This is a genomic window from Streptomyces sp. NPDC001980, assembly GCF_040296885.1.
Taxonomy (GTDB): Bacteria; Actinomycetota; Actinomycetes; order Streptomycetales; family Streptomycetaceae; genus Streptomyces.
Genome location: NZ_JBEOYD010000006.1, coordinates 107,693 through 132,104 on the forward strand (window position 1 = coordinate 107,693; position 24,412 = coordinate 132,104).

At 69.8% G+C, this 24,412-nt stretch carries 21 protein-coding genes and 1 pseudogene; 13 read left to right on the top strand and 9 right to left on the bottom strand.

Translation table 11 applies throughout. The annotated features are described in order from the left end of the window. Nucleotides 1-45: 45 nt before the first annotated feature. Nucleotides 46-1,338: an NsdA family TPR-like regulatory protein gene (locus tag ABT137_RS11355; RefSeq protein WP_351706068.1), complete on the bottom strand. Its 1,293-nt coding sequence runs from the start codon at nt 1,336-1,338 to the stop codon at nt 46-48. A 313-nt stretch (nt 1,339-1,651) separates the two neighbouring features. Here ABT137_RS11355 and ABT137_RS11360 point away from each other — a divergent pair, with 313 nt between their 5' ends. After that, nucleotides 1,652-2,212: an ATP-binding protein gene (locus tag ABT137_RS11360; protein ID WP_351706635.1), complete on the top strand. Its 561-nt coding sequence runs from the start codon at nt 1,652-1,654 to the stop codon at nt 2,210-2,212. A 310-nt stretch (nt 2,213-2,522) separates the two neighbouring features. Next, nucleotides 2,523-2,819: a hypothetical protein gene (locus ABT137_RS11365; RefSeq protein WP_351706071.1), complete on the top strand. Its 297-nt coding sequence runs from the start codon at nt 2,523-2,525 to the stop codon at nt 2,817-2,819. 407 nt (nt 2,820-3,226) lie between these two features. Here ABT137_RS11365 and ABT137_RS11370 read toward each other — a convergent pair whose 3' ends face one another. Continuing rightward, the gene (locus tag ABT137_RS11370; protein WP_351706074.1) at nt 3,227-4,006 is read right to left on the bottom strand and encodes a GntR family transcriptional regulator; all 780 of its coding nucleotides are present in this window, start codon (nt 4,004-4,006) and stop codon (nt 3,227-3,229) included. Nucleotides 4,007-4,173: 167 nt separating this feature from the next. Here ABT137_RS11370 and ABT137_RS11375 point away from each other — a divergent pair, with 167 nt between their 5' ends. The 4 genes from ABT137_RS11375 (at nt 4,174) to ABT137_RS11390 (ending at nt 7,674) form a co-directional block, all read left to right on the top strand. Next, nucleotides 4,174-4,521: an SCO3933 family regulatory protein gene (locus ABT137_RS11375; protein ID WP_351706077.1), complete on the top strand. Its 348-nt coding sequence runs from the start codon at nt 4,174-4,176 to the stop codon at nt 4,519-4,521. Beyond that, the gene (locus ABT137_RS11380; protein WP_351706080.1) at nt 4,521-5,822 is read left to right on the top strand and encodes an FtsK/SpoIIIE domain-containing protein; all 1,302 of its coding nucleotides are present in this window, start codon (nt 4,521-4,523) and stop codon (nt 5,820-5,822) included. The genes ABT137_RS11375 and ABT137_RS11380 overlap by 1 nt, the downstream gene beginning before the upstream one ends. Continuing rightward, nucleotides 5,819-6,016, top strand: a complete 198-nt coding sequence (locus ABT137_RS11385; protein ID WP_351706083.1) for a hypothetical protein — start codon at nt 5,819-5,821, stop codon at nt 6,014-6,016. Before ABT137_RS11380 ends, ABT137_RS11385 begins: the two co-directional genes overlap by 4 nt. Before the next feature lie 299 nt (nt 6,017-6,315). Further along, nucleotides 6,316-7,674, top strand: coding sequence for a replication initiator (locus ABT137_RS11390; RefSeq protein ID WP_351706638.1), 1,359 nt, complete (start codon nt 6,316-6,318; stop codon nt 7,672-7,674). A gap of 141 nt (nt 7,675-7,815) precedes the next feature. Here the strand turns inward: ABT137_RS11390 and ABT137_RS11395 are convergent, their stop codons facing one another. Next, complete coding sequence (locus ABT137_RS11395) at nt 7,816-9,378, bottom strand: recombinase family protein (RefSeq protein WP_351706086.1); 1,563 nt, start codon at nt 9,376-9,378, stop codon at nt 7,816-7,818. An 80-nt stretch (nt 9,379-9,458) separates the two neighbouring features. Here ABT137_RS11395 and ABT137_RS11400 point away from each other — a divergent pair, with 80 nt between their 5' ends. Beyond that, nucleotides 9,459-9,587, top strand: coding sequence for a hypothetical protein (locus ABT137_RS11400; RefSeq protein ID WP_351706668.1), 129 nt, complete (start codon nt 9,459-9,461; stop codon nt 9,585-9,587). Nucleotides 9,588-9,693: 106 nt separating this feature from the next. Here the strand turns inward: ABT137_RS11400 and ABT137_RS11405 are convergent, their stop codons facing one another. Continuing rightward, nucleotides 9,694-10,632 carry an NADP-dependent oxidoreductase gene (locus ABT137_RS11405; RefSeq protein ID WP_351706089.1) on the bottom strand — a complete coding sequence of 313 codons (939 nt, stop codon included), beginning with the start codon at nt 10,630-10,632 and terminating at the stop codon, nt 9,694-9,696. A 108-nt stretch (nt 10,633-10,740) separates the two neighbouring features. Here ABT137_RS11405 and ABT137_RS11410 point away from each other — a divergent pair, with 108 nt between their 5' ends. Continuing rightward, nucleotides 10,741-11,166 carry a winged helix-turn-helix transcriptional regulator gene (locus ABT137_RS11410; RefSeq protein ID WP_351706092.1) on the top strand — a complete coding sequence of 142 codons (426 nt, stop codon included), beginning with the start codon at nt 10,741-10,743 and terminating at the stop codon, nt 11,164-11,166. Nucleotides 11,167-11,211: 45 nt separating this feature from the next. Here ABT137_RS11410 and ABT137_RS11415 read toward each other — a convergent pair whose 3' ends face one another. The 3 genes from ABT137_RS11415 to ABT137_RS11425 form a co-directional block, all read right to left on the bottom strand. Continuing rightward, nucleotides 11,212-12,081, bottom strand: a complete 870-nt coding sequence (locus ABT137_RS11415; RefSeq protein WP_351706095.1) for a hypothetical protein — start codon at nt 12,079-12,081, stop codon at nt 11,212-11,214. 181 nt (nt 12,082-12,262) lie between these two features. Then, nucleotides 12,263-13,351, bottom strand: coding sequence for a metallophosphoesterase (locus ABT137_RS11420; RefSeq protein ID WP_351706098.1), 1,089 nt, complete (start codon nt 13,349-13,351; stop codon nt 12,263-12,265). A 255-nt stretch (nt 13,352-13,606) separates the two neighbouring features. Next, entirely contained in the window at nt 13,607-14,719 is a 1,113-nt protein-coding gene (locus ABT137_RS11425) for a LacI family DNA-binding transcriptional regulator (RefSeq protein ID WP_351706101.1), read from the bottom strand. 470 nt (nt 14,720-15,189) lie between these two features. On the opposite strand from ABT137_RS11425, the gene hisC reads away from it, so the two are divergent. The 4 genes from hisC to cydD all read left to right on the top strand — a co-directional run bounded on the left by hisC (nt 15,190) and on the right by cydD (nt 22,732). Beyond that, nucleotides 15,190-16,269, top strand: coding sequence for a histidinol-phosphate transaminase (hisC, locus tag ABT137_RS11430; RefSeq protein ID WP_351706104.1), 1,080 nt, complete (start codon nt 15,190-15,192; stop codon nt 16,267-16,269). A 269-nt stretch (nt 16,270-16,538) separates the two neighbouring features. Then, complete coding sequence (locus ABT137_RS11435; protein ID WP_351706107.1) at nt 16,539-18,047, top strand: cytochrome ubiquinol oxidase subunit I; 1,509 nt, start codon at nt 16,539-16,541, stop codon at nt 18,045-18,047. Between the two features lie 18 nt (nt 18,048-18,065). Further along, complete coding sequence (cydB, locus tag ABT137_RS11440) at nt 18,066-19,073, top strand: cytochrome d ubiquinol oxidase subunit II (RefSeq protein WP_351706110.1); 1,008 nt, start codon at nt 18,066-18,068, stop codon at nt 19,071-19,073. Between the two features lie 50 nt (nt 19,074-19,123). Beyond that, nucleotides 19,124-22,732 (top strand): thiol reductant ABC exporter subunit CydD, encoded by a 3,609-nt coding sequence (gene cydD / locus ABT137_RS11445; protein ID WP_351706113.1) that lies wholly within the window; start codon nt 19,124-19,126, stop codon nt 22,730-22,732. Between the two features lie 19 nt (nt 22,733-22,751). Here the strand turns inward: cydD and ABT137_RS11450 are convergent, their stop codons facing one another. Together ABT137_RS11450 and ABT137_RS11455 are read right to left on the bottom strand one after the other, a co-directional pair. Beyond that, nucleotides 22,752-23,639, bottom strand: a complete 888-nt coding sequence (locus ABT137_RS11450; protein ID WP_351706116.1) for an HAD-IIB family hydrolase — start codon at nt 23,637-23,639, stop codon at nt 22,752-22,754. Between the two features lie 71 nt (nt 23,640-23,710). Then, a pseudogene (locus ABT137_RS11455) lies at nt 23,711-24,057 on the bottom strand (LLM class flavin-dependent oxidoreductase); the annotation flags it as partial. Between ABT137_RS11455 and ABT137_RS11460 the strand changes: the two are divergent. After that, on the top strand, nt 24,002-24,187 hold the full coding sequence (locus tag ABT137_RS11460) for a hypothetical protein (RefSeq protein ID WP_351706671.1): 186 nt from the start codon (nt 24,002-24,004) through the stop codon (nt 24,185-24,187). The pseudogene ABT137_RS11455 and the gene ABT137_RS11460 overlap by 56 nt on opposite strands. Nucleotides 24,188-24,412 lie beyond the last annotated feature (225 nt).

Genomic DNA, 24,412 nt, shown 5'->3' on the forward strand with positions numbered 1-24,412 from the left:
GTCTTCGAGGGTGCCGCCCATGAACCGACTATGCTTCGCGATCTCTCAGAATGGTAGTTCGGGCCCGACGCTGCCTCTCTTGATAGCTGTGACCTGCTCGTGGAAATCGCGTGTGGCGGCCTCGCGGGGATACCTGGCGCGTAGTTCCTTGTCCAGCTCGTCGGCGACTAAAAGCAGGGACGGGAGCGACTTGCGGTCGGCTTCGAGGGCGGTGGTGCCCATGCCGATGGCTTCTTCGATCCCGCCCATGCGGGCGGCGGCGACTCCGAGGGTGAGGCGGGCTTCTGCGGCGCGCATGGGGGAGATCTCGGTTCCGTCGGGGCCGGTGCTGATGCGGATGACCGATCGGGCGTGGGCGGCGGCGCGCTCGTCGTCTCCGAGGAGGCGGTAGGCGTCCATCTCGTAGAAGTCCCACTTGTCGGGGTCGATGATGAAGTGGTGTTCGGGGTGGTCGGGCCTGGGAAGTCGGTCCAGGCGGGCGCGGCCGGCATCGAGGGAGTCACGGACCAGGCGGGCGTCTCCCATGCGGGCGGCGGCGCGTGCCTTGTGGGCGTAGAGCTGGACGCCGACGGAATGCGTCTGGTCGGCCATGTGTCCGGCCTCGACGGCATTGAGCATGTCCTGCCAACGGCTCTGGGTGAGGGCGAACCAGGCCTCGATCTCCCACGCCCACGCCTTGATCTCGCCGTGCCCGGCCTCCTCGCCGATCCGGAGTGCTGCGGCCTTGCTGAGGTTGGCAGCCTCGCGCTGACCGCGGTCGTACTGGACGCACGCGTTGAGCAGGAACAGCCATCCGGTGTCGACGAGTAGTTCTCGGTGCTGGCGCAGGGTCACGCGGCCTTCGAGTTGCTCGGTGACGTAGTGCAGTCCGTTGCGGGTGCGCTCGTGGAGGTAGTCGGCGTTGGCGTAGGGGTAGGCGCGGGCGAGTTGGTCGATGCCGTCTTCGATCGACTCCAGAGCGGCGCTGTTGATGCTGGACATCTCGGTGCGGCGCAGCATCTCGGCGATGTCCCATATCCCTGCACCGCCCTGTGCGATCAGGGTGCTTGGGTCGTCCGGCTGGGTGGTCTTGGCCGACTGTTCCAGCTCCCATGGGCGTGGGGCGAGTCCTGCGAGATGGCCGGGGATGCGTAGGCCGTCCACCACTTCCAGGATCTTGTGGAACTGCGTGATGCGCGGGCGGACACCCGTGCCGTCGGTCTCGGGTCGGGCCATCTTGCCGATGTGCTCGCGCTTGTAGCCGACGGCCTCGGAGATCTTGGCGTAGCTGACGTTTCCGTGGATCTTGGCGAGTCTGAAGACCTCGCCGAAGTCGTGGTTGGCGATCGCTGACCGCACGTCTGCGCGTTCCAGAACGTGAGGCGGCAGAGCGGCCGGTGTCGGTGCGGTTGCGGTCATCTCACTTCCCCATCGTGATTGACCAAATGTGTCTTCTGGTTGATCTTCGCGCCGTGTCCTGCTGGCGATTCTACCCAGGGACTTTCTCAAGTGGAGGGGCCCAAGTGGTCCCCGGGAGTGCCCGATTGGCTCGGGGGTCCCCAAGAGGGGGGTCCCCAAGTGGGGGGAGCGACGGCTGTGACATCGGGTGCACCCTCGGGTCACCCTGCCGGGAGAGCCTCGGCAGACGTGATCGGGGCTGGTGATCCGTGTCATGGGTGGGAGGAGAGCGCGGCGGTCGGAAGACCTGTTCAGCGAGTTAGACGCGTACGCACACTGGTTCGTGGCGCCGGATCCGTCCCTGGGGCACTTTCTGACGCTGACTCTCTTCGCCGAGTGCAGCAGCACGGGGCGCATCGCGCGTGACACGACGTCCGTGTTTCTCCGAGGCTCGGTTCCGGAAGACGTCATGTATGACGCGCGTCTGGTCGTCTCGGAACTGGTCGGCAACGTCGTGAACCACGTGGTTCCGGACCGCTGCCGGGCTCATGCCGGCGGGGCGCGGCGCATCGACGTGATCTTCAAGCTCTACCCGAAGTGGCTGTTCATCGGGGTTGCGGATGAGGACTCGACGCCCCCGCTGCTGCCCATGGGTGACTTCTACTCGCCGGAGTTGGTGTCGGAGTTCTCGGAGGCGGTCCTGGCCGACAGCGGCCGTGGGCTGATGCTCGCCCAGCGGATGGCGGCGGCGGTGTGGTGGACGCCGAAACAAGGAGGCAAGACGGTCTGGTGCCGTTTCGATCTCGACGGCGAAGCCGGACTCGTCCCGTCGTGATGATCTCCGGGCTGTCGCTCCTGTTCCCGACTCGTGCTGAGGGGGCGGCAGTCGGGGGCCGGAGGTAGATCCTCCGGTGATCGGGGCGTGGCTCCTCGGGAGTGTCCGCCGGGATCCCCACCTGGTTCCAGGGGCCACGCCTCACAACCTCATACCGAGACCGGACCACCCCCGCGCCTGGCAGCAACCGGGGTGGTCCGGGAGGGGACACAGCGATCCCCGGTGCCTGATGGTACCGGGGTCGTTGTGCTGTGCATTCGCCCTGGGCCAAAGAGAGTTGACGATCTGTTACCAGAGCGGGAGTGACGCGGTGACTGGCGCTAATGATGAGTGGATCGGTGACGGGCTCGACGCGATGGGCGTGGACTTCGGGCTCTGGGTGTCTGGGGTCGACTACATCGCCGGATGGCGGGACGCGAGGGAGAGTGCCGACCGGCTCAACCGCGCGTTTCTGGGCGCGGGCTTCGAGCTGTCGGAGTTACGGGCGGTCGGCTCGACGTACGACGACGGGCGCGGGGTCGTCCGCTTCGTCGGCTGGCCTGGCGCGGTGGAGCGGCTCGCCGCGCTCCTGGAGGCGCGTGCGGGTGGCGACGGTGGTGCGGCGTGAGGGGCTTTTCCGCTGGTGAGCGGTGTGCGTGGGCACGTCGCCGGCTGCTGAGACTTTGGGCGGTAGCTGCCATGGGGCGAGTGAACAGGGGGCCTTACGCTCGCCAGCGGATCGGGCAGTCCTTGGACCTGCCCGCAAGAGCCCGATCGGCCCCCTGTTCTTCGAGGCTCGCCCCATGGGAGCTGCCTAAAGTCTCGGCAGCCGGCGACCCCCAGCCCTGTGGGCCCCGGCCCGCGGCGGCCGGTCGTCGCCTCGACTCTTCGGGCGTGCTGTGGGTGGGGGCGTCGGGTGACCGGGCGGGATCGGCGGTCACGCCGCACGCCCGGCCGGGGCGGCCGGGCGCCCCGGCGCGCCGAAGGCGCGCCCTTGAGGAAGTGAAGGCTGTTTCGACCGATCCTCGACCCTGCTCAGGGGCGGGCGGGTTGCGTGGGCTGTTTGTCGGCGGTGATCCGGTAGGCGAGTTCGGCGCGGTCGGCACCGATGCGGAGCTCTTCGAGGATCAGGGGCGTCTCGTCGGTGTCGTGGGTGACGCGGGCCAGGTGCAGGATCGGGGTCGCGTCCGGGAGCTGGAGCGTGCTGCGCTCGTCGGGCAGGGGCATACGCGCACGTACGGTCTCGGACCAGATGAGCTTGTGGCCGTCCTCGGTGAGCTGCCGGTAGAGGGCACCCGACCGCTTGTACGGGTCCTCGGCGAGCGCCGGAACCATGTCAGCTACGGCGAACGGGATCAACGTCCGGTGCATCGCCCGCGTCCCCGTGGCGGGATCGAGAAGCAACCGGTCACAGCCGAACAGGGCCTCTTCCTCGGCGAGTTGGAGGAGTCGGCCGGTGGCCTTGGTGGTGTGCGTGCGGTAGGTGCTGGGCTCTTCGGCTTCCTGCCATACGTCGCCGTTGGGCATAACGAACTTGCCGTCCGGTGTGCGGCTGATCCGGCGCTCGATCGTCAGCGACGGCTGCCCGTCGGACCTAACGAAGCTGCCCTTGCCATGGCGCACGTCGATCAGTCCTTCCGCGCGCAGGGCGGCGATGGCGTTGCGCACGGTGGGGCGGGAGACGCCGTAGCGGGTCATGAGCTGGGCTTCGGACGGCAGCAGGGAGTCGGGGGCGAACTCGCCCGACAGGATCGCTTCGCGGATCGCGGCGGCCACCTGCTGGTAGAGGGCTCCGGGGCGCTGGATCTCCGACATCAGGGCATCTCCGGCGGGTTGGGGTCATAGGCACGTCGCACGCGCGGCGTCACTCGTCAGCATAAGTAGTTGCGGACTCGTCGTACAGCACTCCACACTCACAACTCATTAGGACAAGTGACGTCAGGGTAAGTCTGACGTCTCGACTGGCCAGGGAGGCCAACGAAATGCAGTCCATTCCCGTGGACACCGGGCGGCTAGGCGTACTGAGGTGCGCCATCGCGCCCGAAGCGAAGATCACCAACAGCGAGACACAGGAGGTGAAACGGGACCGGGACGGCAACCCGGTCTGGACGGTGGCTGTCACCGTGCGGCAGGACGGGCGGCGGATCTCCGTCATCGAGATCGCCGTCAGCGGCCAGCCTCGGGGCATCGAGGAAGGGCAGATCCTCAAGGTCACCGGACTGACCGCGTTCATGTGGGCGATGGGCGACCGCCACGGCGTCAGCTTCCGCGCCGACGCCATCACCCCCGTGCACGGAACCCCCGTACAGACCAAGGGCGGTGAGGCGTGATGGGGCCGGTCCTGATCGCGTTCGCTCTTGCCGTGCTGGCCTGGATGCTGGTCATCGGCGACCTGGTGCGCCGGCATCGTCCGGTCTGGCACTGGTACCTCGTCGGCTACCCGGCCACCGTCTTCCGGGTGGTGGCGACCTGGCGCAAGGTCGCGATGTTCAACGACCTCGCAGTGTCCCGGCGCCCGCCCCGCGGGCTCCTCGGCGACCTGGTCGTCAAGGGCGATCCCCTGCGGCCGCTCATCCCGCGCGCCTCGTTCCCGCGCGCCACCCGCATGGGCCTGACCATGACCGTGCGCCTGCATGCCGGGCAGACTCCGGCGACCTACATGAAGGCGGCGGATGCGCTGGTGCACGCGTGGAAGGTCCACGCGGTCCGGGTCACCTCACCGGAACGCGGGCTCGTCCTGCTGACCGCGACGGCCACGGATCCGCTCCAGCGGCCCGGCTTAGCCACGGCTCCGGCTGAGCTGCTGTCGGCCCTCATCGGTGTCCTGGAGTCCGGCGGCGCCTGGGTGATGAACCTGCGGCTCGTCCCGCACTGGCTGATCGCCGGGGCCACCCGGTCCGGCAAGTCCACCCTCCTGGCCCGGCTGATCACACAGCTGGCCCCGCAGCGGGTCGCCCTGGTCGGGATCGACTGCAAGGGCGGCATGGAACTCGGCCTGTTCGCCGACCGACTGAGCGCGCTGGCCACCTGCCGCAGTGAAGCGGTCACCGTGCTGTTCGCGCTGGCGGCAGACATGCGGGAGCGCATGAGTGCCTGCCGTTCGGCCGGCGTCCGCTCCATCTGGGAGCTCCCCGACAAGCTCCGCCCAGTACCCGTCGTGGTGATCGTCGACGAGATCGCTGAACTGTACCTGTCCGACGGCACCCGCGAGAGCAAGACCGAGGCGGAGCAATGCTCCACGCTCCTCCTCCGGCTGGCCCAGCTCGGGGCCGCACTCGGCCTGCACCTGGTCGTCGCCGGCCAACGCGTCGGCTCCGACCTCGGTCCCGGCGTCACCGCACTGCGCGCCCAACTCGGCGGCCGGATCTGCCACCGGGTCAACGACCCCGGCACGGCAGAGATGACCCTGGGCGACCTCAACAAAGACGCCGTGGCCGTCGCCCAGTCCATCACGGCAGAGGAACGCGGGGTGGCCGTGTGCACGGGCCTGGATGGCGGCTGGAGCCGTGCCCGCTCCCACCTCACACCCACGGAAGAGGCCGTGTCGACGGCCCGGAAGTACAGCGCGCTGACCCCTCAACTGCCCGCCCTCGTCCGCGCTCTTGCGGTGCTGGAAGGAGACGTCAAGTGATCAGCGAAGGTACGGCCTACGGGTTCGCGTTGATCTTCGGGATCATCACCGTTCTCCTCGTCCGCTCCCGCGACGTCCGCCCGTGGGAAGCCGTATGCGTCGGCCTCTTCGGTCTCTACGTCGGCCAGACCCCCGTAGGCCTGACTGTGCACGAACTCGTGACCTGGTTCATCAGCGGCTTCTCGCACAACTGAGCAGAGAAGGGACCACCACCATGCCCATGCCTCGCGTGAGGTGCCCGTACTGCAAGGGCGACGGAGCACGGAAGACCTGGACCGGACGGCTGCGGCGCTGCCGCGTCTGCCGGGGCACCGGCACCATCCGCTGACCAGCAACCCCACCCACCGGACCACCGAAGGGACAACCCCATGCCAACCGGAGCACCACCACCCACCCACCGTGCCGCCCCGGCGGCTCACCCCGGAAGGTCACCACCATCACCCCGGATTTCACCCCGGCTGACCGGCGCGCCGCCCTCGACCGCGCGGCGCGCCTGCGTCAGCTCCCCGAAACCGACCGTGACGCCATACGCATCGCCAAAGATCCGAACTTCTCCCGCTGGCTGGAGCAGGTCACCGCAACCGGTGGATGCTCCCACCCCGTCCACCTCTCCGGCTCCACCACCACCCTGGACGGCACAACCGGCGAGATCCTCCACCACTACGACACCCACCATGAGCCCGGCGAACGCCTCCTCGTCCGATGCCGGAACCGCCGGGCGACCATCTGCCCCGCCTGCTCCCGCCTCCACGCCGGAGACACCTTCCACCTCGTCCGTGCGGGCCTGCTGGGCGGCAAGAACATCCCCGCGACCGTCCGGCACCGGCCCCGGCTCTTCATCACCCTGACCGCCCCCTCCTTCGGCCCCGTCCACCGGTCAGGGGAGCCCTGTCGTCCTCGCCGCGACGGCGGAACCTGCGAGCACGGCCGTTCCCTCGGGTGCGGCGCCGTCCACGCCACGGACGCTCCGGCCATCGGCCAACCGCTCTGCGCCGACTGCTACGACTACACCGCTCACGTCCTGTGGCACGCGCACGCATCCAAGCTGTGGGACCGGTTCGTCATCGACGTCCGCCGGCGCCTGGCCTCCTCGGTCGGCCTCGTACAGTCTCGTTTCACCGATCACGCCCGGCTGTCCTTCGCCCGCGTCGCCGAGTACCAGAAGCGGGCGGCCGTCCACGTCCACGCCGTCGTACGCCTCGACGGACCGAACGGGGCCAACGACGAACCACCGGCCTGGGCCACCACTGAGCAACTGGCCGGCGCCGTGCGCGCCTCCGCCAGGCGGGTCCTGGTCCACACCCCCTACAGCCCTGCCGCGGGGCAACTGTCACTGCGCTGGGGCGTCCAGGTCGACGCCCGGCCCTTCCGCGCAAACGGCGACGGTCCCGACGATGACGCGGTGGCCGCGTACGTGGCCAAGTACGTCACCAAGGGAGCCAACGAGACAGGCGCTGGCACTGACTACCCCCTCACGACCTGGGATGACATCGAGTCGGCACCCGTCAGCGGACACGTCCGCACCCTTATGCGGGCCTGCTGGCGCCTCGGCGGCTTCCCCGAGTACGCGCCCCTCCGCCTCCGGGAATGGGCTCACACCCTCGGCTACCGCGGCCACATCCTCACCAAGTCCCGCGCCTACTCGACCACCTACGCGGCCCTCCGCGCCGAACGCGCCCACCACATGGGCCACACCGACACCCCCAACACAGTCACCGAACGGCACTGGCGCTACGTCGGCTCCGGCCACACCCCCGGCGCGGCCCTCATCGCCGTCGGAATAGCCGAGGACATCGCCCAGAACCGTGCTGCCGTTCTCGACGCCCTTCAGGCTGGAGGCGAGGCCATCTGAGCACTCCTCCGAGGAAACCGAGCAGAGCGGACAAAGAACAGACGGCAGTACGCGCCTGGATCGATCGACAGCTTCGCGAGGCTCCCCCACTGTCCGACGATCAGCTTCGGAGCGTGGGGGAGATCCTCGGACTTCAGCTCATCAGGAAGTCCGCCACACGGGCTTGAGTAGATCGGGATCGAAGGTCTTGTTGCCCTTCCCGCCGGGTACGGCGACCACGGCACTCAGCACCTTCTTGATCGCATCACGCTTCTGCGTGAGTGTCTTCGACTCCCACGACTTCCGGATGTCCCCCGTGGCCTCTTCGGCCTCCGCCTTCAGAGCCTCGTGCGCCTTCTCGTCGGCTCGCAACTCCTTGATCCGCCGTTCAAGGACCGGAAGGTTCCGGAAGAACGCCTCGTCATCGATGTCGGTGTCCTCGTCATCGTGCCAACGGCGTTCGAGCTCCTTACGGCTCTTCAGCGCGCGCTCCAGCGCATCGGCCTTGTCCCAGTCCGGTACCTCCTGGGCCTTGGTCGCGGCGTCCCGCTCCAGCTTGGCGATCACGAGTTCCTCGATGGCGTCGTCCGTCATGTCGCCGCGCTTGTAGGTCTTGTTGCAACCGCCGTCCACGGTCTTCTTGCACATGTAGGCGTGCTTGTACTTGAGCCAGTCGTTCGCCTTGATCCCGATCATCTTGTTGTTGCAGACCGTGCCGTCCTCCAGCACGTGGCCGCAGCGCAGGATGCCGGTCATCAGGTACTTGTGGACCAGGCCGCCGCGCGGGACACCGGTTCCGCCACCGCGCTCCCTGATCTTGGCCGTGACGGCGAACCACTGCTTCGGCGTGATGATCGTGTCCCACTCGCCCACGATCGGCTGGTCGTCGCCGTCGCGCACAAGCTCACCCTTGATCTCGCGGTAGCCACAGAGCCTCGCGTTCATCAGGACCTGCTTGACGGTCTGGTACTGGAAGGGATTGCCCCGGCTCGTGATGAACTCGGCATCCTTCCACTGCCGCGTGATCTCCGAGATCGAGGCACCGGCGATCACGTCGTGTACGGCCTTCCGGATCGCGTCGGCCTCCTTCTGCCGCAACGTGCTCTTGTCGTCCTCCCACCCGAAGGGGCGCCATGCTGCGACGGCCTGTCCGCGAATCGCGCGGCTGCGGTGGCTGTTCCGGCTCCTCCGCTGCTTCTTCCTCGTCTCGCTGAGGGACATGGCGACTCCCACAAGTCCCTTGATCTCGAACCCCTCGGCGTAGAGGTCCTGGAGGCCGTTCGAGTCGTGGTAGACACGGTCCTCCTGCGAGGTGAACGCCTTCAGGTACCGCTCCCAGTCGCTCGGCCGGCGGTACAACCGGTCGTCGTTGACCGCCATGACGCCGTGGATCGGGTACCCCTCGGGAGTCGTCCCGACGGTGAGATCGTTCAGCAGCTGCTCGAAGTCGTCGCGGACGACGTTTTCCTTGCTCGCGCTCTTGTCGTTGTCCGTGTAGCGGTACACGATCAGCCACCTGAATCCGCCGGCGCGTGCCGTCATGTCCCGGTGCTGGTCCTCGATGCCGTGGGCGTCCTTCACCCGGCCGTCGAAGGAGATCCGTGCGTAGCAGACCACGCACCTGAGATCGGGATCGGCGGCCAGCATCGCGCGTACCTCCTCGACGGACGGCAGTCCCTCGGGCACGCCTCGCAGCTTGCTGATCACCTCCTCGCGCTTGCCCACCGTGTTCCCCCTCGGTCCGCTGTCTGGGCTGCTGAAACGACGGTAGCGCGCATGTGTGGGTTCTAGTAATGCTTTACTCGATGAAGATCTCGCAGGACATCCGCCGCGAACACGGCGGCAGTCGGGATGAGGTCGAGGCGGGTATGGCGCAGAAGTCCAAGGAGTTCGCGGCTGCGGGTAACCGGGTTTATCTGCCGATCGCGGACTGACGGCGGAAACGGGAGTGTGCCGGTGTCTCGGGAAGTGGGCTCCGGCACGTGGTCCGGCTTGGCGGCTCGCCATGTCCTGACGTGGTCCAGCGGGATCCGGACCGGTTCAAGGCACCAGGACGAGCTTTCCGGTGGTGCGGCCGGCCTCGATCGTGCGGTGGGCCTCGGCGGCCTCGGACAGGGGGTAGGTGTCCTGGACGAGTGCCCGCAGCCGGCCCGCCTCGATGCGTTCCGTGATCCGTTCCAGCAGTTCACCGGAGGGAGCAGCGGTGACCCACACATAGCGCACCCCGCGCTCGGCGGCCTGGCGTTCGTCCGTTCCCGGGTCGATCGACGCGCCGACGAGCAGGCCGCCGGGGCGCAGCACATCGAGGGAGCGCGGTCCGTAGGAGCCGCCGACCAGGTCCAGGACCGTGTCCACCGGAGCCACGGCGGACTCGAAGCCGGTGGTCGTGTAGTCGATCAGCTCGTCGGCACCCAGCTCGCGCAGCAGGTCGTGCCGGCCGGCCCGGGCGGTGCCGATGACGTACGCCCCCAGCTCCTTGGCCAGCTGCACCGCGACATGGCCGACGCCACCGGCCGCCGCATGGATCAGCACCCGGTCACCGGGCCGGACCCGCGCCAGCACGGCCAGCGCCTGCCAGGCGGTCACCGCGGCCAGGGGTACGGCACCCGCGACCGCGAGCTCCAGGTTCCCGGGAGCGGGGGCCAGTGCCTCGGCCGGTGCGGCGGTGAACTCGGCGTACGCGCCGCGCCGGGAGACCGGCAGCATGCCGTACACCCCGTCGCCCGGGGCGAACCGTGTCACGCCCTCGCCGACCCGCTCGACGACACCGGCGACATCGTTGCCCGGCGTCCACGGCAGCTCGACCAGCTCCGGTACCCGGCCGGAGCGGAGCACCGCGTCGCCGGGATTGACCCCGGCCCCGGCGACCCGCAGCAGCACCTCGCCGGGGCCCGGCTCCGGTATGCCGGTCTCGGCGTACTCCAGCGTCTCGGGGCCACCGAACACGGACTGGACCACGGCATGCATACGGGCGGGCATCAGATCAGGGCTCCTCAGCGGCTGGGCGCGGCGGTCGCGGCACGTCCCATGCTCGGCCCCGGCAACGGCCCTGCGGAAGAAGGCACTTCTCTGATATCGAGGTTCCTCATGGATACCGGCTTCAACCTGAGAGAACACGGTGGCGTGGACGTCTTCCTGCGCGACTGCCCCACCCGTGCCGTGCTGGACGTGATCGCCGGCAAGTGGACCATGCTGGTGCTGGTGGCCCTCGCGGACGGCCGGCCCATGCGGTTCGCGGAACTGCGCAGACGGCTGGACGGCGTGACGCCGAAGGTGCTGACGCAGACCCTGCGCGCACTGGAGCGGGAGGGACTGCTGACCCGCACGGTGTACCCGACGGTGCCGCCGCGGGTGGAGTACCGGCTGACCGGGTTGGGCCGGGAGGCGGGTGGGCTGATGCAGCGCATCACCGACTGGTCGCAGGCGAACATGGCCGCCATGCGGGCGGCACGGGAGGAGTTCGACGGACGCGCTGAACGCGGTGCCCGTCAGTTTCCCGACGCGGCCTCGTAGACCGGGTGTCCGGCCTGCGCCCCCTGGCCGGGGGCGCAAGCCGGGTTATTCCGGCTGGTGTTCCGGGCCTCCGAAGTCCGGGCTGGTGTAGTCCGGGCTGGTGAAGCTCGGGCGGGGGGCGGGTGCGGCGCCGTCGTCGGTGCTGAAGCCGGGACGGTCGTAACCGAGACGTGGCATCCGGCCCGCCGGGCCCGACGGGGCGGTACGGCGCAGTCCGGCCGTGCCGGAGTCGGCGGCCAGTGCTTCCCGCAGGAAGGGCAGGATGCCGCGCTCCAGCAGGGCGTCCCGCCAGGCCTCCCGGGCCTTGGCCACCTCCCCGCCGGGTTCGCCGTAGGCTCCGGCCTCCAGCGAGGGGCTGTTGCGCAGTGCGGTGAGCAGCAGTCCCGCGCCGGCCATGATGATGGCGGCCGCGGCCACGACGCCGAACACCCAGCCCGCGGTGAGCATGGTCTGGGCGAACGCCGGGGCCGGGTCCAGCATCTTCAGGACGTAGCCGACGAGCAGGAAGATCGCGGCGGCGGTGCCGGCGAGCACCGGCGCCAGGACCAGCGCGAGGGCGAAGCCTCCGGCGCCGGTTGTTTCGGCGGCCTCGCCGAGGGTGGTGGCGAGCCCCATCGCGCCGCCCGTGCCCGGCTCTGCGGAGCCGGTCTCCTGGACGGTGGCCGGGGTGGACCGCGCCGGATTGCGCAGTTCCTCGCGGACCTTCACATAGTGCTGGTACTCGGTCGCCGCGGCCGCCGCGATCAGTGCGGTGGCGTTGAGCGCCATGGTGCGCAGCTGTTCGGTGTTCAGACGCTGGCCTATACCGGCCAGTTCGGGACGGTACGGGGCGGAGCGCAGCGCCTCGTCGAGGATCCGCTCGTATTCCTGGCGGTCCTCGCTGTGCAGGTGCTGCGGAACGCTGTTCATGTGCATCCCCCGATGCTCCGTAGGGCTGGTGGCTCGCACGCCGGCGAGCCGTCGGGCAGAAACGGAGGGGAGCCTGCTACGGATAAACCGATGGTAGAGCCGTTACGGCACGCGGTGACAGGGGGTTGCCGGAAATTGGGGGTGGCCCGTGTGTGACGTCGGGGGGATGAAACCGCCCGCCCGACGCTCAGGTGTTCAGCGGGAGTTGCCTCACCAGCAGCTTTCCGGCCATGGTCACGCCGCCGTCCATGGCGATGGCGAGCCCGTCGGCGTAGACGTGCGGTCCTTCCACAACGGGGCCATTGCCCTCTTCGCCCTCCTCGGAGCCGACTTCGCCCAGCAGATAGGGAATCGGGCTGTGCCCGTGAACGATGCGGGTACCGCCGTACGTATCGAGGAGGGAACGGACGGCGTCTGCACCCCCCTCGTCGCGGAAGGAGAAGCGCTTGGTGAACTTGCGGAACAGGTCCCACACCTCGTCCGCGTCATTACGCGTGATGGTTTCGCGGACCGTGTCGTTGACCGCCTCGATCGAGTCGCCGTAGTCGAGGTAGGCGGTGGTGTCGGAGTGGACCAGGAGATAGCCGTCGACCTCCTCGACGGCGTCCAGGCGGGCCATCCACTGGAGGTGGTGGTCCTGGAGCCGGTCCATGTCGGTCTTCTGGCCGCCGTTGAGCAGCCAGGCCGCCTGGAAGGTGGCGGTGCCCGCGCCGGAGTTGACCGGCGTGTCGCCGAACCGCTTGGCGCCGAGCAGCAGCAGCTCGTGGTTGCCCATGAGGGCCTTGCAGTAGCCGCCGGCCGCGGCCGCCTCGGCGGACAGCCGCATCACCAGGTCGATGACGCCGATACCGTCCGGACCCCGGTCGGTGAAGTCGCCGAGGAACCACAGCCGGGCGGTGCCCGCGCACCAGTGCCCGTCCGCGTCGGTCAGGCCCTGCTCCCGCAGCGCGGCGACCAGCTCGTCGAAGTAGCCGTGCACGTCACCGACGACGTACAGCGGGCCGGGACCGTCCGCGGACTGCGCGGCCGGGACGGTGGCCGGTTCGACGGGTACCTGGAGCGTGTCGCCGCGGTTGATGACGGGCAGGTCGCGCTGGGTGGGCGTGTACCCGTCCGGATACCCCTCGGGGTACACGTCGTCGAGGGGCGGGACGACGTCGCCGGGGTGGGTGCTGGCGGCGTACGGACCGGTCTCGTTGACGTACCCGGGCACCCGGAAGTCGCGCAACGTCGCCGTCCGCTCCGCCTCGGGTCCCTGACCGGCCCCCTGAGTCATCAGACCCCTCCACCATCGCGCCGCATCTGCACCGCTTCGGACTGCCTGGTCGCAGCGGCCCGCGGTGTCGTGGGCCCATCATAGGAATGCCCGTCGCGCCGTGTGATGACCCAGGGGTGGTGAATCCGGGCAGGACTCCAGTTCAGCGTGGCTTTCGCCCCGGTTGGGCAGGGGTTCGACCACCCGCCGACCGGCTGCCGGCCGTCGCCCGACGAAGCCCGGCAGCCGCGCCGCCCCGTTCTCCGCGTGTCCGTGCTACTCCTCCTCCGGTGCCCGCGGCGGGCTGACCGTGGTGCGCTGCGCGCGTCGCTGGGAGGAGGTACGCACGATCAGTTCGGTCGGTATCACCTGCTCGACCGGCTGGTCCGACTCGACCCCCTCGATCGCGTCGATGAGCAGCTGCACGACCGCCGTGCCGATGCGGCGCGGCTTCAGGGAGAGCGTGGTGATGGGCGGCTCGGTGTTGGCGTACACGGTCGACTCGCTGCAGCACACCAGGAGCAGGTCGTCGGGGACGCGCAGCCCGTAGCGGCGGGCGGCGGCCAGCAGGTCGGTGCCGTTGGGGTCGAACAGTCCGTAGACGGCGTCGGGGCGGTCCGGCCGGGCGAGCAGCCGGTCGGCGGCGACGGCGCCCGCGCACGGGTCGTGCGCCGGGTAGGCCTCGTAGACCGGGTCCTGGCCGACGCGCTCGCACCAGCGCAGGTAGGCGGTGGTCGACAGGTGGGTGTACGTGTCCGTCGTGGTGCCCGTGAGCAGGCCGATCCGGCGGGCGCCGGCGGCGGCGAGATGGTCGAGGATGCCGAGGACGGCGGCCTCGTGGTCGTTGTCCACCCAGGCGGTGACCGGGAGCGAGCCGGCCGGACGGCCGTCGGAGACCACCGGCAGGCCCTGCCGGACCAGTTCGCTGACCACCGGGTCCTGGTCGGAGGGGTCGATGACGACCGTGCCGTCCAGGGCGACGTTCGACCACACGTCGTGCCGAGAGGTGGCGGGCAGGATGACGAGGGCGTAGCCACGGGCGAGCGCGGCCGAGGTGGCGGCCCGCGCCATCTCGGCGAAGTACGCGAACTCGGTGAAGGTGAAAGGTTCATCCCCGTACGTCGTCACGGTCAGGCCGATGAGTCCCGACTTGCCGGTACGGAGGGTGCGGGCGGCGGCCGAGGGGCGGTACCCCAGCCGGTCGGCGACCTCTCTGACATGGCGGCGGGTGGCATCCGGGAGTCGGCCCTTGCCGTTCAGGGCGTCGGAGACGGTCGTGATGGAGACTCCGGCGGCGGCGGCCACGTCTCTGATGCCCGCCCGGCCCGGCCGGCTGCCTCGCCGAGAGGTTTCCGCGCGGCTCACCTGGTGCTTCCCTGCTGCTGTCATGGCGAGCCGATAGTAGGGCTCATGCGGTGGGGTAGTGCGGACGCATATGCACGCATTGACAGGCACGTTTCTGCAAGGTCAACATGGGTCAACTGCCTTAGAAAGAAAGTCAGTTGAACGATCCAATGGTAAGACGTGACTTGTCGGCACGGATGGGCCTGCCAAGTGCCCGATGTTTCGAAGAGGTCTCAACTCACCTGCACGGGTGATGCGCGCTACGGCGTGAGCCACCGGCGCGTAGATATATGTAGGGCGCGCCCCCGATAAATGCGCCTTCGTATGGTGATGCCCGTGATGCCAGTGGTACGGATGAGGTTCGCCGTTCCGGCTCCCCGTTCTCCCGCCGCTGTGCCGGCCCGGCTCTTCGCGCCCTCTTCCGCTGTACGCAGCGGCGCCGAATCCTCATAAGGTGAGCAGTAATGGATGCCGGCGGCGCGGACGGTCCGCCGGTGGTCGCGAGGAGGACTGCGGTGAGCGAGACGAGCCCCAAGCTGCGCGCCGAGCTGGAGGGTATCCCCACCTACAAGCCGGGCAAGCCGGCGGCGGCCGGCGGTCCGGTCGCTTACAAGCTCTCTTCCAACGAGAACCCGTATCCCCCGCTGCCCGGCGTGATGGAGTCCGTCACCGCGGCCGCCTCCTCCTTCAACCGCTACCCGGACATGGCGTGCACCGGGCTGATGAACGAGCTGTCGGACCGCTTCGGCGTCCCGCTCGGGCACCTGGCCACCGGTACCGGGTCGGTCGGTGTCGCCCAGCAGCTGATCCAGGCCACCAGCGGGCCCGGCGACGAGGTGATCTACGCGTGGCGGTCCTTCGAGGCCTACCCGATCATCACGCAGATCAGCGGCGCCCGGTCGGTCCAGGTGCCGCTCACGCCCGGCGATGTGCACGACCTGGACGCGATGGCGGACGCCATCACCGACCGCACCCGCCTGATCTTCGTCTGCAATCCCAACAACCCGACCGGTACGGTCGTGAAGCGGGCCGAACTGGAGCGGTTCCTGGACCGGGTGCCGAGCGACGTGCTGGTGGTCCTCGACGAGGCCTACCGGGAGTTCATCCGCGATCCCGAGGTGCCCGACGGCGTCGAGATCTACCGCGAGCGGCCGAACGTCTGCGTGCTGCGGACCTTCTCCAAGGCGTACGGCCTTGCCGGGCTGCGCGTCGGCTTCGCGATCGCGCACGAGCCGGTGGCTGCGGCCCTGCGCAAGACGGCGGTCCCCTTCGGCGTGAGCCAGCTCGCCCAGGAGGCGGCGATCGCCTCGCTGCGGGCCGAGGACGAGTTGCTGGGCCGGGTCGGCTCGCTGGTGTGCGAGCGGCAGCGGGTGGTCGAAGCGCTGCGCGGGCAGGGCTGGACGGTGCCCGAGACCCAGGCCAACTTCGTGTGGCTGCGGCTGGGGGAGCGTACGACCGCCTTCGCACAGCTCAGTGAGGAGCACGGTGTGGTCGTCCGGCCGTTCCCGGGCGAGGGGGTGCGGGTGACGGTCGGCGAGACCGAGGCGAACGACATCTTCCTGAAGGTGACGGAGGCGTTCCGCAAGGAGCTGTAGCGTCCGCGGGCCGCAGGGAGGTTGCCTCGGCCGAAGGGTGTCAGGTGTGCGGGGTCGCACGGCCGGAATGAGGGCCGAGTGGCCCCGTTCGCATGTTCCGGAGGGGCCGGACGGCCCAAGTGCGACCCCCCTTCGATGGTCGAGAGTGAGTGCGCCATAATGGCTTGTGAATGTGAATGCATTCACAAGCGCGTCCCGTTTGTTCCGTGATGTACGCGACAAAGGGGGCACATGCCGCTGTACCACGGCGACGTAAGGAGACTGACGACGTGTACCTGGCTCTGGCGCCGGAGACACTGGCGCGCTGGCAGTTCGGCATCACCACCGTCTACCACTTCCTGTTCGTCCCGCTGACGATCTCGCTCGCCGCCCTCACGGCCGGCCTGCAGACCGCCTGGGTGCGCACGGAGAAGGAGAAGTACCTCAGGGCGACCAAGTTCTGGGGCAAGCTCTTCCTGATCAACATCGCGATGGGCGTGGTCACCGGCATCGTGCAGGAGTTCCAGTTCGGCATGAACTGGTCCGACTACTCGCGGTTCGTCGGTGACATCTTCGGTGCCCCGCTCGCCTTCGAGGCACTGATCGCCTTCTTCTTCGAGTCCACCTTCATCGGGCTGTGGATCTTCGGCTGGGACAAGCTGCCCAAGAAGATCCACCTGGCCTGCATATGGATGGTCTCCATCGGCACGATCCTGTCCGCGTACTTCATCCTCGCGGCCAACTCGTGGATGCAGCACCCCGTCGGCTACAAGATCGACAAGGCGAAGGGGCGGGCCGAACTCACCGACTTCTGGGCCGTCCTCACCCAGAACACCGCGCTGGCCCAGGCCTTCCACACGCTGTCCGCGTCCTTCCTGACCGGCGGTGCGTTCATGGTCGGCATCGCCGCCTTCCACCTGTTCCGCAAGAAGCACATCACCGTGATGAAGACCTCGCTGCGGCTCGGCCTGGTCACCGTGGTCATCGCCGGCATGCTCACCGCGATCAGCGGTGACACCCTCGGCAAGGTCATGTTCAAGCAGCAGCCGATGAAGATGGCCGCCGCCGAAGCCCTGTGGGACGGCCAGAAGCCGGCGCCCTTCTCGATCTTCGCCTACGGCGACGTCAGCAAGGGCCACAACACCGTCGAACTGTCCGTCCCCGGGCTGCTGTCCTTCCTCGCCGACGACAGCTTCAACTCGTACGTCCCCGGCATCAACGACACCAACAAGGCCGAGCAGCAGAAGTACGGCGCCGGCGACTACCGGCCCATCATCCCCGTCACCTTCTGGGCGTTCCGCTGGATGATCGGCTTCGGTATGGCGTCCTTCGCCATCGGCCTCGCCGGACTCTGGCTGACCCGCAAGAAGTTCATGCTGCCGCAGCACCTGCGGGTCGGTGAGGACGAGGTGCCGAACCTGGTCCTCTTCAAGAACAAGGCGCTCAGCCCCAAGCTCGGCAGGCTGTACTGGCTGGTGGCGATATGGACGCTGGGCTTCCCGCTGATAGCCAACTCCTGGGGCTGGATCTTCACCGAGATGGGCCGCCAGCCCTGGGTCGTCTACGGCGTCCTGCAGACCCGCGACGCGGTCTCCCCCGGTGTCTCCCAGACCGAGATCCTCATCTCGCTGATCACCTTCACCGCGCTGTACGCCGTCCTCGCCGTCGTCGAGGTCAAGCTGCTCGTGAAGTACGTGAAGGCGGGCCCGCCCGAGCTCACCGAGGACGATCTCAACCCGCCCACGAAGATCGGCGGCGAGGCCCGTGACGCCGACAAGCCGATGGCCTTCTCGTACTAGGCCGAGGGAGACGCAGTCATGGAACTTCACGACGTCTGGTTCGTCCTGATCGCCGTCCTGTGGACCGGCTACTTCTTCCTGGAGGGATTCGACTTCGGGGTCGGCATCCTCACCAAGCTGCTCGCCCGCGACCGCCTGGAGAAGCGGGTGCTGATCAACACGATCGGCCCGGTCTGGGACGGCAACGAGGTGTGGCTGCTCACCGCGGGCGGCGCGACCTTCGCCGCCTTCCCCGAGTGGTACGCCACGCTCTTCTCCGGCTTCTACCTGCCCCTGCTGGTCATCCTGGTCTGCCTGATCGTCCGGGGCGTCGCCTTCGAGTACCGGGCCAAGCGGCCCGAGGAGAACTGGCAGCGCAACTGGGAGACCGCGATCTTCTGGACCTCGCTGATCCCGGCGTTCCTGTGGGGCGTGGCCTTCGGGAACATCGTGCACGGTGTGAAGATCGACCGGAACTTCGATTACGTCGGCACCGTCTGGGACCTGCTCAACCCGTACGCCCTGCTCGGCGGACTGGTGACGCTGACCCTGTTCACCTTCCACGGCTCGGTGTTCACCGCGCTCAAGACGGTCGGTGACATCCGGGTACGGGCGCGGAAGCTGGCGACCAAGGTCGGTGTCCTCGCTGCCGCACTGGCGCTGGTCTTCCTGGTGTGGACCCAGGTGGACAGTGGTGACGGCAAGAGTCTGGTGGCGCTGGTCGTGGCGGTCGCCGCGCTGGTGGCCGCCCTCGGAGCCAATCTGCGGGGCCGCGAGGGATGGGCGTTCGCCCTGTCCGGCGTGACCATCGTGGCCGCCGTGGCGATGCTCTTCCTGTCGCTCTTCCCGAACGTCATGCCGTCGTCGCTCAACGGGGACTGGAGCCTCACGGTCACCAACGCCTCGTCGAGTCCGTACACCCTGAAGATCATGACGTGGCTCGCGGCGATCGCGACGCCGCTCGTCCTGCTCTACCAGGGGTGGACCTACTGGGTGTTCCGCAAGCGGATCGGTACGCAGCACATCGCGACCGAAGCCGCGCACTGAGTCCGAGGAGAGGGTGTTTCACGTGAAACACCCTCTCCGGGCCGAAGGGCATGTTTCACGTGAAACCAATCGATCCCCGTCTGCTGCGTTACGCCCGTGCCACCCGCCTCTTCCTGGTGGCTGTCGTCGGCCTCGGTGCCGTCGGCGCCGGGCTGGTCATCGCCCAGGCCATGCTCATCGCCGAGGTGGTGGTCGGCGCCTTTCAGCACGGTCACTCCGTCTCCGAACTCCGTACCCCCCTGCTGCTGTTGGTGGCCGTGGCGGTGGGCCGGGCGCTGGTCTCCTGGCTCACCGAACTCGCCGCGCACCGGGCGAGCGCGGCGGTCAAGTCCGAGCTGCGAGGCCGGCTTCTTGACCGGGCGGCGGCACTCGGTCCCGGCTGGCTGAGCGGGCAGCGGACCGGTTCGCTGGTCACCCTCGCCACGCGCGGGGTCGACGCCCTCGACGACTACTTCTCGCGCTACCTGCCACAGCTGGGACTGGCGGTGGTCGTGCCGGTCGCGGTGCTGGCGCGGATCGTCACCGAGGACTGGGTGTCCGCGGCGATCATCGTCGGAACCCTGCCGCTCATCCCGCTCTTCATGGTCCTGATCGGCTGGGCCACCCAGTCCCGGACGGACCGTCAGTGGCGGCTGCTGTCCCGGCTCTCCGGCCATTTCCTGGACGTGGTCGCCGGGCTGCCGACGCTGAAGGTCTTCGGCCGGGCCAAGGCGCAGGCCGAGTCGATCCGCCGGATCACCGGCGAGTACCGGCAGGCGACCATGCGGACGCTGCGGATCGCCTTCCTCTCCTCGTTCGCGCTGGAGCTGCTCGCCACGCTGTCGGTGGCGCTGGTCGCCGTGACCATCGGCATGCGGCTCGTGCACGGCGACATGGACCTGTACATCGGGCTGGTCATCCTGGTCCTGGCGCCCGAGGCGTATCTGCCGTTGCGGCAGGTGGGCGCCCAGTTCCACGCGGCGGCGGAGGGGCTGGCGGCCGCGGAGGAGATCTTCGCGGTGCTGGAGACGCCGGTGCCGGTGTCCGGGGCCGGTGCGGTGCCCAGCGGCGCTGCCCTGGCCTTCGAGGGGGTGACGGTTCGCTACCCGGGGCGCTCGGCGGACGCGGTGACCGATGTGTCGTTCACGGTCGACCCCGGGGAGACCGTCGCGCTGGTCGGTCCGAGCGGTGTGGGCAAGTCGACGCTGCTCAACGTCCTGTTGGGGTTCGTGCGGCCGGTGCGGGGGCGGGTGCGGATCGGGGACGTCGATCTCGCCGACGTCGACCTGGCGGAGTGGCGGTCGCGGATCGCGTGGGTGCCGCAGCGGCCGCATCTGTACGCCGGGACGATCGCCGAGAACGTTCGGCTCGCGCGTCCCGACGCGGACGACGGCGCTGTCCGGGAGGCGTTGCGGGACGCCGGGGCGCTGGAGTTCGTGGATGCGTTGCCGGAGGGAGCGGAGACGGTTCTCGGCGAGGACGGGGCCGGTCTGTCCGCGGGGCAGCGGCAGCGGCTGGCGCTGGCGCGGGCGTTTCTGGCCGATCGGCCTGTGCTGTTGCTGGATGAGCCGACGGCTGCGCTGGACGGGGTGACCGAGGGGGAGGTCGTGGCGGCGGTACGGCGGCTCTCCGTGGGGCGCACCGTGTTGCTGGTGGTGCATCGGCCGGCGTTGCTGTCGGCGGCGGACCGGGTGGTGCGGCTCCCCGGCGGCGAGGCCCCCAGGGGGCTCCGCCCCCTGGACCCCCAGAACCTTCGCCCACCCACCACCCGACTCGGCCAGTTGGAAGGCGAGGTCGCGGAGGGGCTCGGTGGGCTGGGAAGCGAGGACACAGAGCGGCTTGGTCGACGGGGAAGTGAGGCCGCGGACCGGATCGGTGGGCTGGGCAGTGCTCGGTTGGGCGGCACCGTGGAGTCGGTGGCTGTGCGGTGCCAGAGTGTCCTCGGCCGGGTTCGGGCCGCCTCCGGGGCCCGGCGGGGGCGGTTGTTGCTCGCGCTTCTGCTGGGGGCCCTTGCGCTCGGCAGCGCCGTCGGGCTGATGGCGACCTCCGGGTGGCTGATCTCGCGGGCCTCGCAGCAGCCGCCGGTGCTGTATCTGATGGTCGCCGTGACGGCCACGCGGGCCTTCGGGATCGGGCGGGCCGTGTTCCGGTACGGCGAGCGGCTGGTGTCGCACGATGCCGTGCTGCGGATGCTGGCCGACACGCGGGTCGCCGTGTACCGGCGGCTGGAGCGGCTCGCGCCTGCCGGGCTGCGGACGACCAGGCGAGGCGATCTGCTCAGCCGGCTGGTCGCCGACGTGGACACCCTGCAGGACTACTGGCTGCGGTGGCTGCTTCCCGCCGGGGTCGCGGTGGCGGTGTCCGCCGGGGCCGTGGGCTTCACGGCCTGGCTCCTGCCCGAGGTCGGGGCCGCGCTGGCGGTGGGGCTGATAGCGGCCGGGGTCGGTGTTCCGCTGGTGACGTCGGCGGTGGCGCGGCGCGCCGAGCACCGGCTGGCGCCTGCCCGCGGGCTGCTGGCGACGCGGGTGACCGACCTGCTCACCGGTACCGCCGAGCTGACGGTCGCCGGCGCGCTGCCGGCCCGCACCGACGAGGCCCGGCGGGCCGACCGCACGCTCACCCGGATCGCCTCGCGAGGGGCTACGGCCACCGCACTCGGCGATGGGCTGACCGCGCTGCTGACCGGCCTGACCGTCGTGGCCGCCGCGCTGCTGGGCGCCCAGGGGGTCGCCGACGGCCGGCTGAGCGGCGTGGCGATGGCGGTCGTCGTGCTCACTCCGCTGGCCGCCTTCGAGGCCGTACTCGGGCTGCCGCTGGCCGTGCGGCACCGGCAGCGGGTGCGCAGGAGCGCCGAGCGCATCTACGAGGTGCTGGACGCGCCCGAGCCCGTGCGGGAGCCGGAGCGGCCGCGTCAGGCGCCCGCCGCGCCCTTCCCCGTCGTACTGAAGGGTCTGACGGCCCGGTACCCGGGGCAGCCGCGGGACGCGCTCGGCGGGCTCGACCTCACCCTGCACGAGGGGCGCAGGGTCGCCGTGGTCGGTGCCTCCGGCGCCGGCAAGTCGACCCTCGCCCAGGTCCTGCTGCGGTTCCTCGACCCGGGCGCGGGCTCCTACACGCTCGCCGGCGTGGACGCGTACGGCATGGACAGCGACGACGTACGGCGGCTCGTCGGGCTGTGCGCCCAGGACGCGCACCTCTTCGACAGTTCGGTGCGCGAGAACCTGCTGCTCGCGCGGAAGGACGCCACCGAGGAGGACCTGCGGGACGCGCTGGGCCGGGCCCGGCTGCTCGACTGGGTGGACGGGCTGCCCGACGGGCTCGACACCCTGGTCGGCGAGCACGGGGCGCGGCTGTCCGGCGGGCAGCGGCAGCGGCTGGCCCTCGCGAGGGCGCTGCTCGCCGACTTCCCGGTGCTGGTGCTGGACGAGCCGGCCGAGCATCTCGACCTGCCCACGGCGGACGCGCTCACCGCGGACCTGCTGGCCGCCACCGAGGGCCGTACGACGATGCTCATCACGCACCGGCTGGCGGGCCTGGAGGCCGTGGACGAGGTGATCGTCCTCGACGAGGGCCGCGTGGTGCAGCGCGGGAGCCATCCGGAGCTGACCGCCGTGGCCGGACCGCTGCGTGACATGGCGGAGCGGGAGGCGGCGGCGGAGTCGCTGGTGGGAGCGCGGTAGCCGGGCGCCGCGGGCGGTCTCAGGCGCGCGCGGCCAGCAGCTGCTCGATCACGACGGCCACCCCGTCCTCGTTGTTGGCGACCGTGCGGCCGGAGGCGGCGGCGACGGCGGCGGGGTGGGCGTTGCCCATGGCGTACGACTGGCCGGCCCAGGTCAGCATCTCGACGTCGTTGGGCATGTCCCCGAAGGCGACGACCTCCGCGTGCGAGATGCCGCGTTCGGCACACTCCAGGGCGAGTGTGCTGGCCTTGGAGACGCCCGGGCCGCTGATCTCCAGCAGGGCGCTGGGGCTGGACCGGGTGACGGTGGCGCGGTCGCCGACGGCGAGGCGGGCGAGGGTGAGGAAGGCGTCGGGGTCGAGGTCGGGGTGGTAGGCGAGGATCTTGAGCACGGGCTCGCCGGCGCTCGGACCGTCGGCCGCGAGGATCTCCTCGGCGGCCAGCAGGTGGTCCGGTATCTCCAGGTGCAGCTTGGGATAGGCCGGCTCCTGGTGGAAGCCGTAGGTCTGCTCGATCGCGTACACGGTGCCGGGCGCGGCCTCGCGCAGCAGCCGTACGGCGTCCAGCGCGTTCTCCCGGGCCAGGTCGCGCACCTTCACGAAGCGGTGGGCGCCGGGGCCGCCGTGCAGGTCGACCACGGCCGCGCCGTTGCCGCAGATCGCCAGGCCGTGGCCGTGGACGTGGTCGCTGACGACGTCCATCCAGCGGGCCGGGCGGCCGGTGACGAAGAAGACCTCGATACCCGCCTCCTCGGCGGCGGCCAGCGCGGCGACCGTCCTCGGGGAGACCGACTTGTCGTCGCGCAGCAGGGTGCCGTCGAGATCGGTGGCGATCAGCCGGGGCGGGGTGGCGAAGGCAGGGGTCTCGGGCTGTCGGGTCGCTGAGGTCACCGCGCCATTCTCGCGCATATGCCCGCACGGCCGTGCGGCCGGGCGCACAGATGAGACACAGACGACTCCGAAGCGTCCTCGGCCGCGCCTCAGCCGAGCTGGGCCGGGGCCTCCATGGCGATCTGCTCGAAGACCTTCTGCTCGGCCGTGAAGTCCGAGTCGGGGGTGGGCCAGTGGATCGCCAGCTCGGTGAAGCCCAGCACTGGTGTCGGTCGGCGAAGTCCACGAAGGCGTCCAGGGACTCCAGGGGGCGGCCGCGGTCCGGGGTGAAGCCGGTGAGCAGGACCTTGTCCGGTTCCGCCACGGCCCGGCCGATCGCCGTGCAGGCTCCGGCCAACTTCCCCAGCTGACCGCGGAGCGCGTCGGCCGGCTGCTCGGGCGTGCCGTTCTCGTACCGTTTCGGGTCGCCGGTGGCCACCCACGCCCGGCCGTACCGCGGCGGGACTGGTGGGTACGGCAGTGGGCCGGCTCCGGTGCTCGCCCTGCACAACACCGCCGGAACGGGTGGCTACGTCGTCACCGTGCCGGATCTGTGCCCCGACCGGCTGCTCGCGGCGTCGAAGTAGGTGATGTCATTCGTCTTGTCCGGGACTCGCAGCTGCGTGACGGTCGGCTCGCCATCGGTCATGGCGGCGAGCAGATGCGCGGCCGGGGTGTCACCGTGGCGGGAGCCACGGCACTCTTGCCGTCCACGGCGAGACTCTCGAACGGGTGACGCCTTTCGCGCCGGTCACGTGGGTCGGGCAAGGTCGCCGGCCTGGATGTCAGGTCGCCGATCACGCGATGCCGAC

What these genes read in the sequence shown, in the direction of transcription:
- ABT137_RS11360 (WP_351706635.1), top strand. Translation starts at nt 1,652, where the DNA reads ATGGGTGGGAGGAGAGCGCGGCGGTCGGAAGACCTGTTCAGCGAGTTA.
- ABT137_RS11370 (WP_351706074.1), bottom strand. Translation starts at nt 4,006, where the DNA reads ATGTCGGAGATCCAGCGCCCCGGAGCCCTCTACCAGCAGGTGGCCGCC.
- ABT137_RS11375 (WP_351706077.1), top strand. Translation starts at nt 4,174, where the DNA reads ATGCAGTCCATTCCCGTGGACACCGGGCGGCTAGGCGTACTGAGGTGC.
- ABT137_RS11380 (WP_351706080.1), top strand. Translation starts at nt 4,521, where the DNA reads ATGGGGCCGGTCCTGATCGCGTTCGCTCTTGCCGTGCTGGCCTGGATG.
- ABT137_RS11400 (WP_351706668.1), top strand. Translation starts at nt 9,459, where the DNA reads ATGAAGATCTCGCAGGACATCCGCCGCGAACACGGCGGCAGTCGGGAT.
- ABT137_RS11405 (WP_351706089.1), bottom strand. Translation starts at nt 10,632, where the DNA reads ATGCCCGCCCGTATGCATGCCGTGGTCCAGTCCGTGTTCGGTGGCCCC.
- ABT137_RS11410 (WP_351706092.1), top strand. Translation starts at nt 10,741, where the DNA reads ATGGATACCGGCTTCAACCTGAGAGAACACGGTGGCGTGGACGTCTTC.
- ABT137_RS11415 (WP_351706095.1), bottom strand. Translation starts at nt 12,081, where the DNA reads ATGCACATGAACAGCGTTCCGCAGCACCTGCACAGCGAGGACCGCCAG.
- ABT137_RS11420 (WP_351706098.1), bottom strand. Translation starts at nt 13,351, where the DNA reads ATGACTCAGGGGGCCGGTCAGGGACCCGAGGCGGAGCGGACGGCGACG.
- ABT137_RS11425 (WP_351706101.1), bottom strand. Translation starts at nt 14,719, where the DNA reads ATGACAGCAGCAGGGAAGCACCAGGTGAGCCGCGCGGAAACCTCTCGG.
- cydB (WP_351706110.1), top strand. Translation starts at nt 18,066, where the DNA reads ATGGAACTTCACGACGTCTGGTTCGTCCTGATCGCCGTCCTGTGGACC.
- cydD (WP_351706113.1), top strand. Translation starts at nt 19,124, where the DNA reads ATGTTTCACGTGAAACCAATCGATCCCCGTCTGCTGCGTTACGCCCGT.
- ABT137_RS11450 (WP_351706116.1), bottom strand. Translation starts at nt 23,639, where the DNA reads ATGCGCGAGAATGGCGCGGTGACCTCAGCGACCCGACAGCCCGAGACC.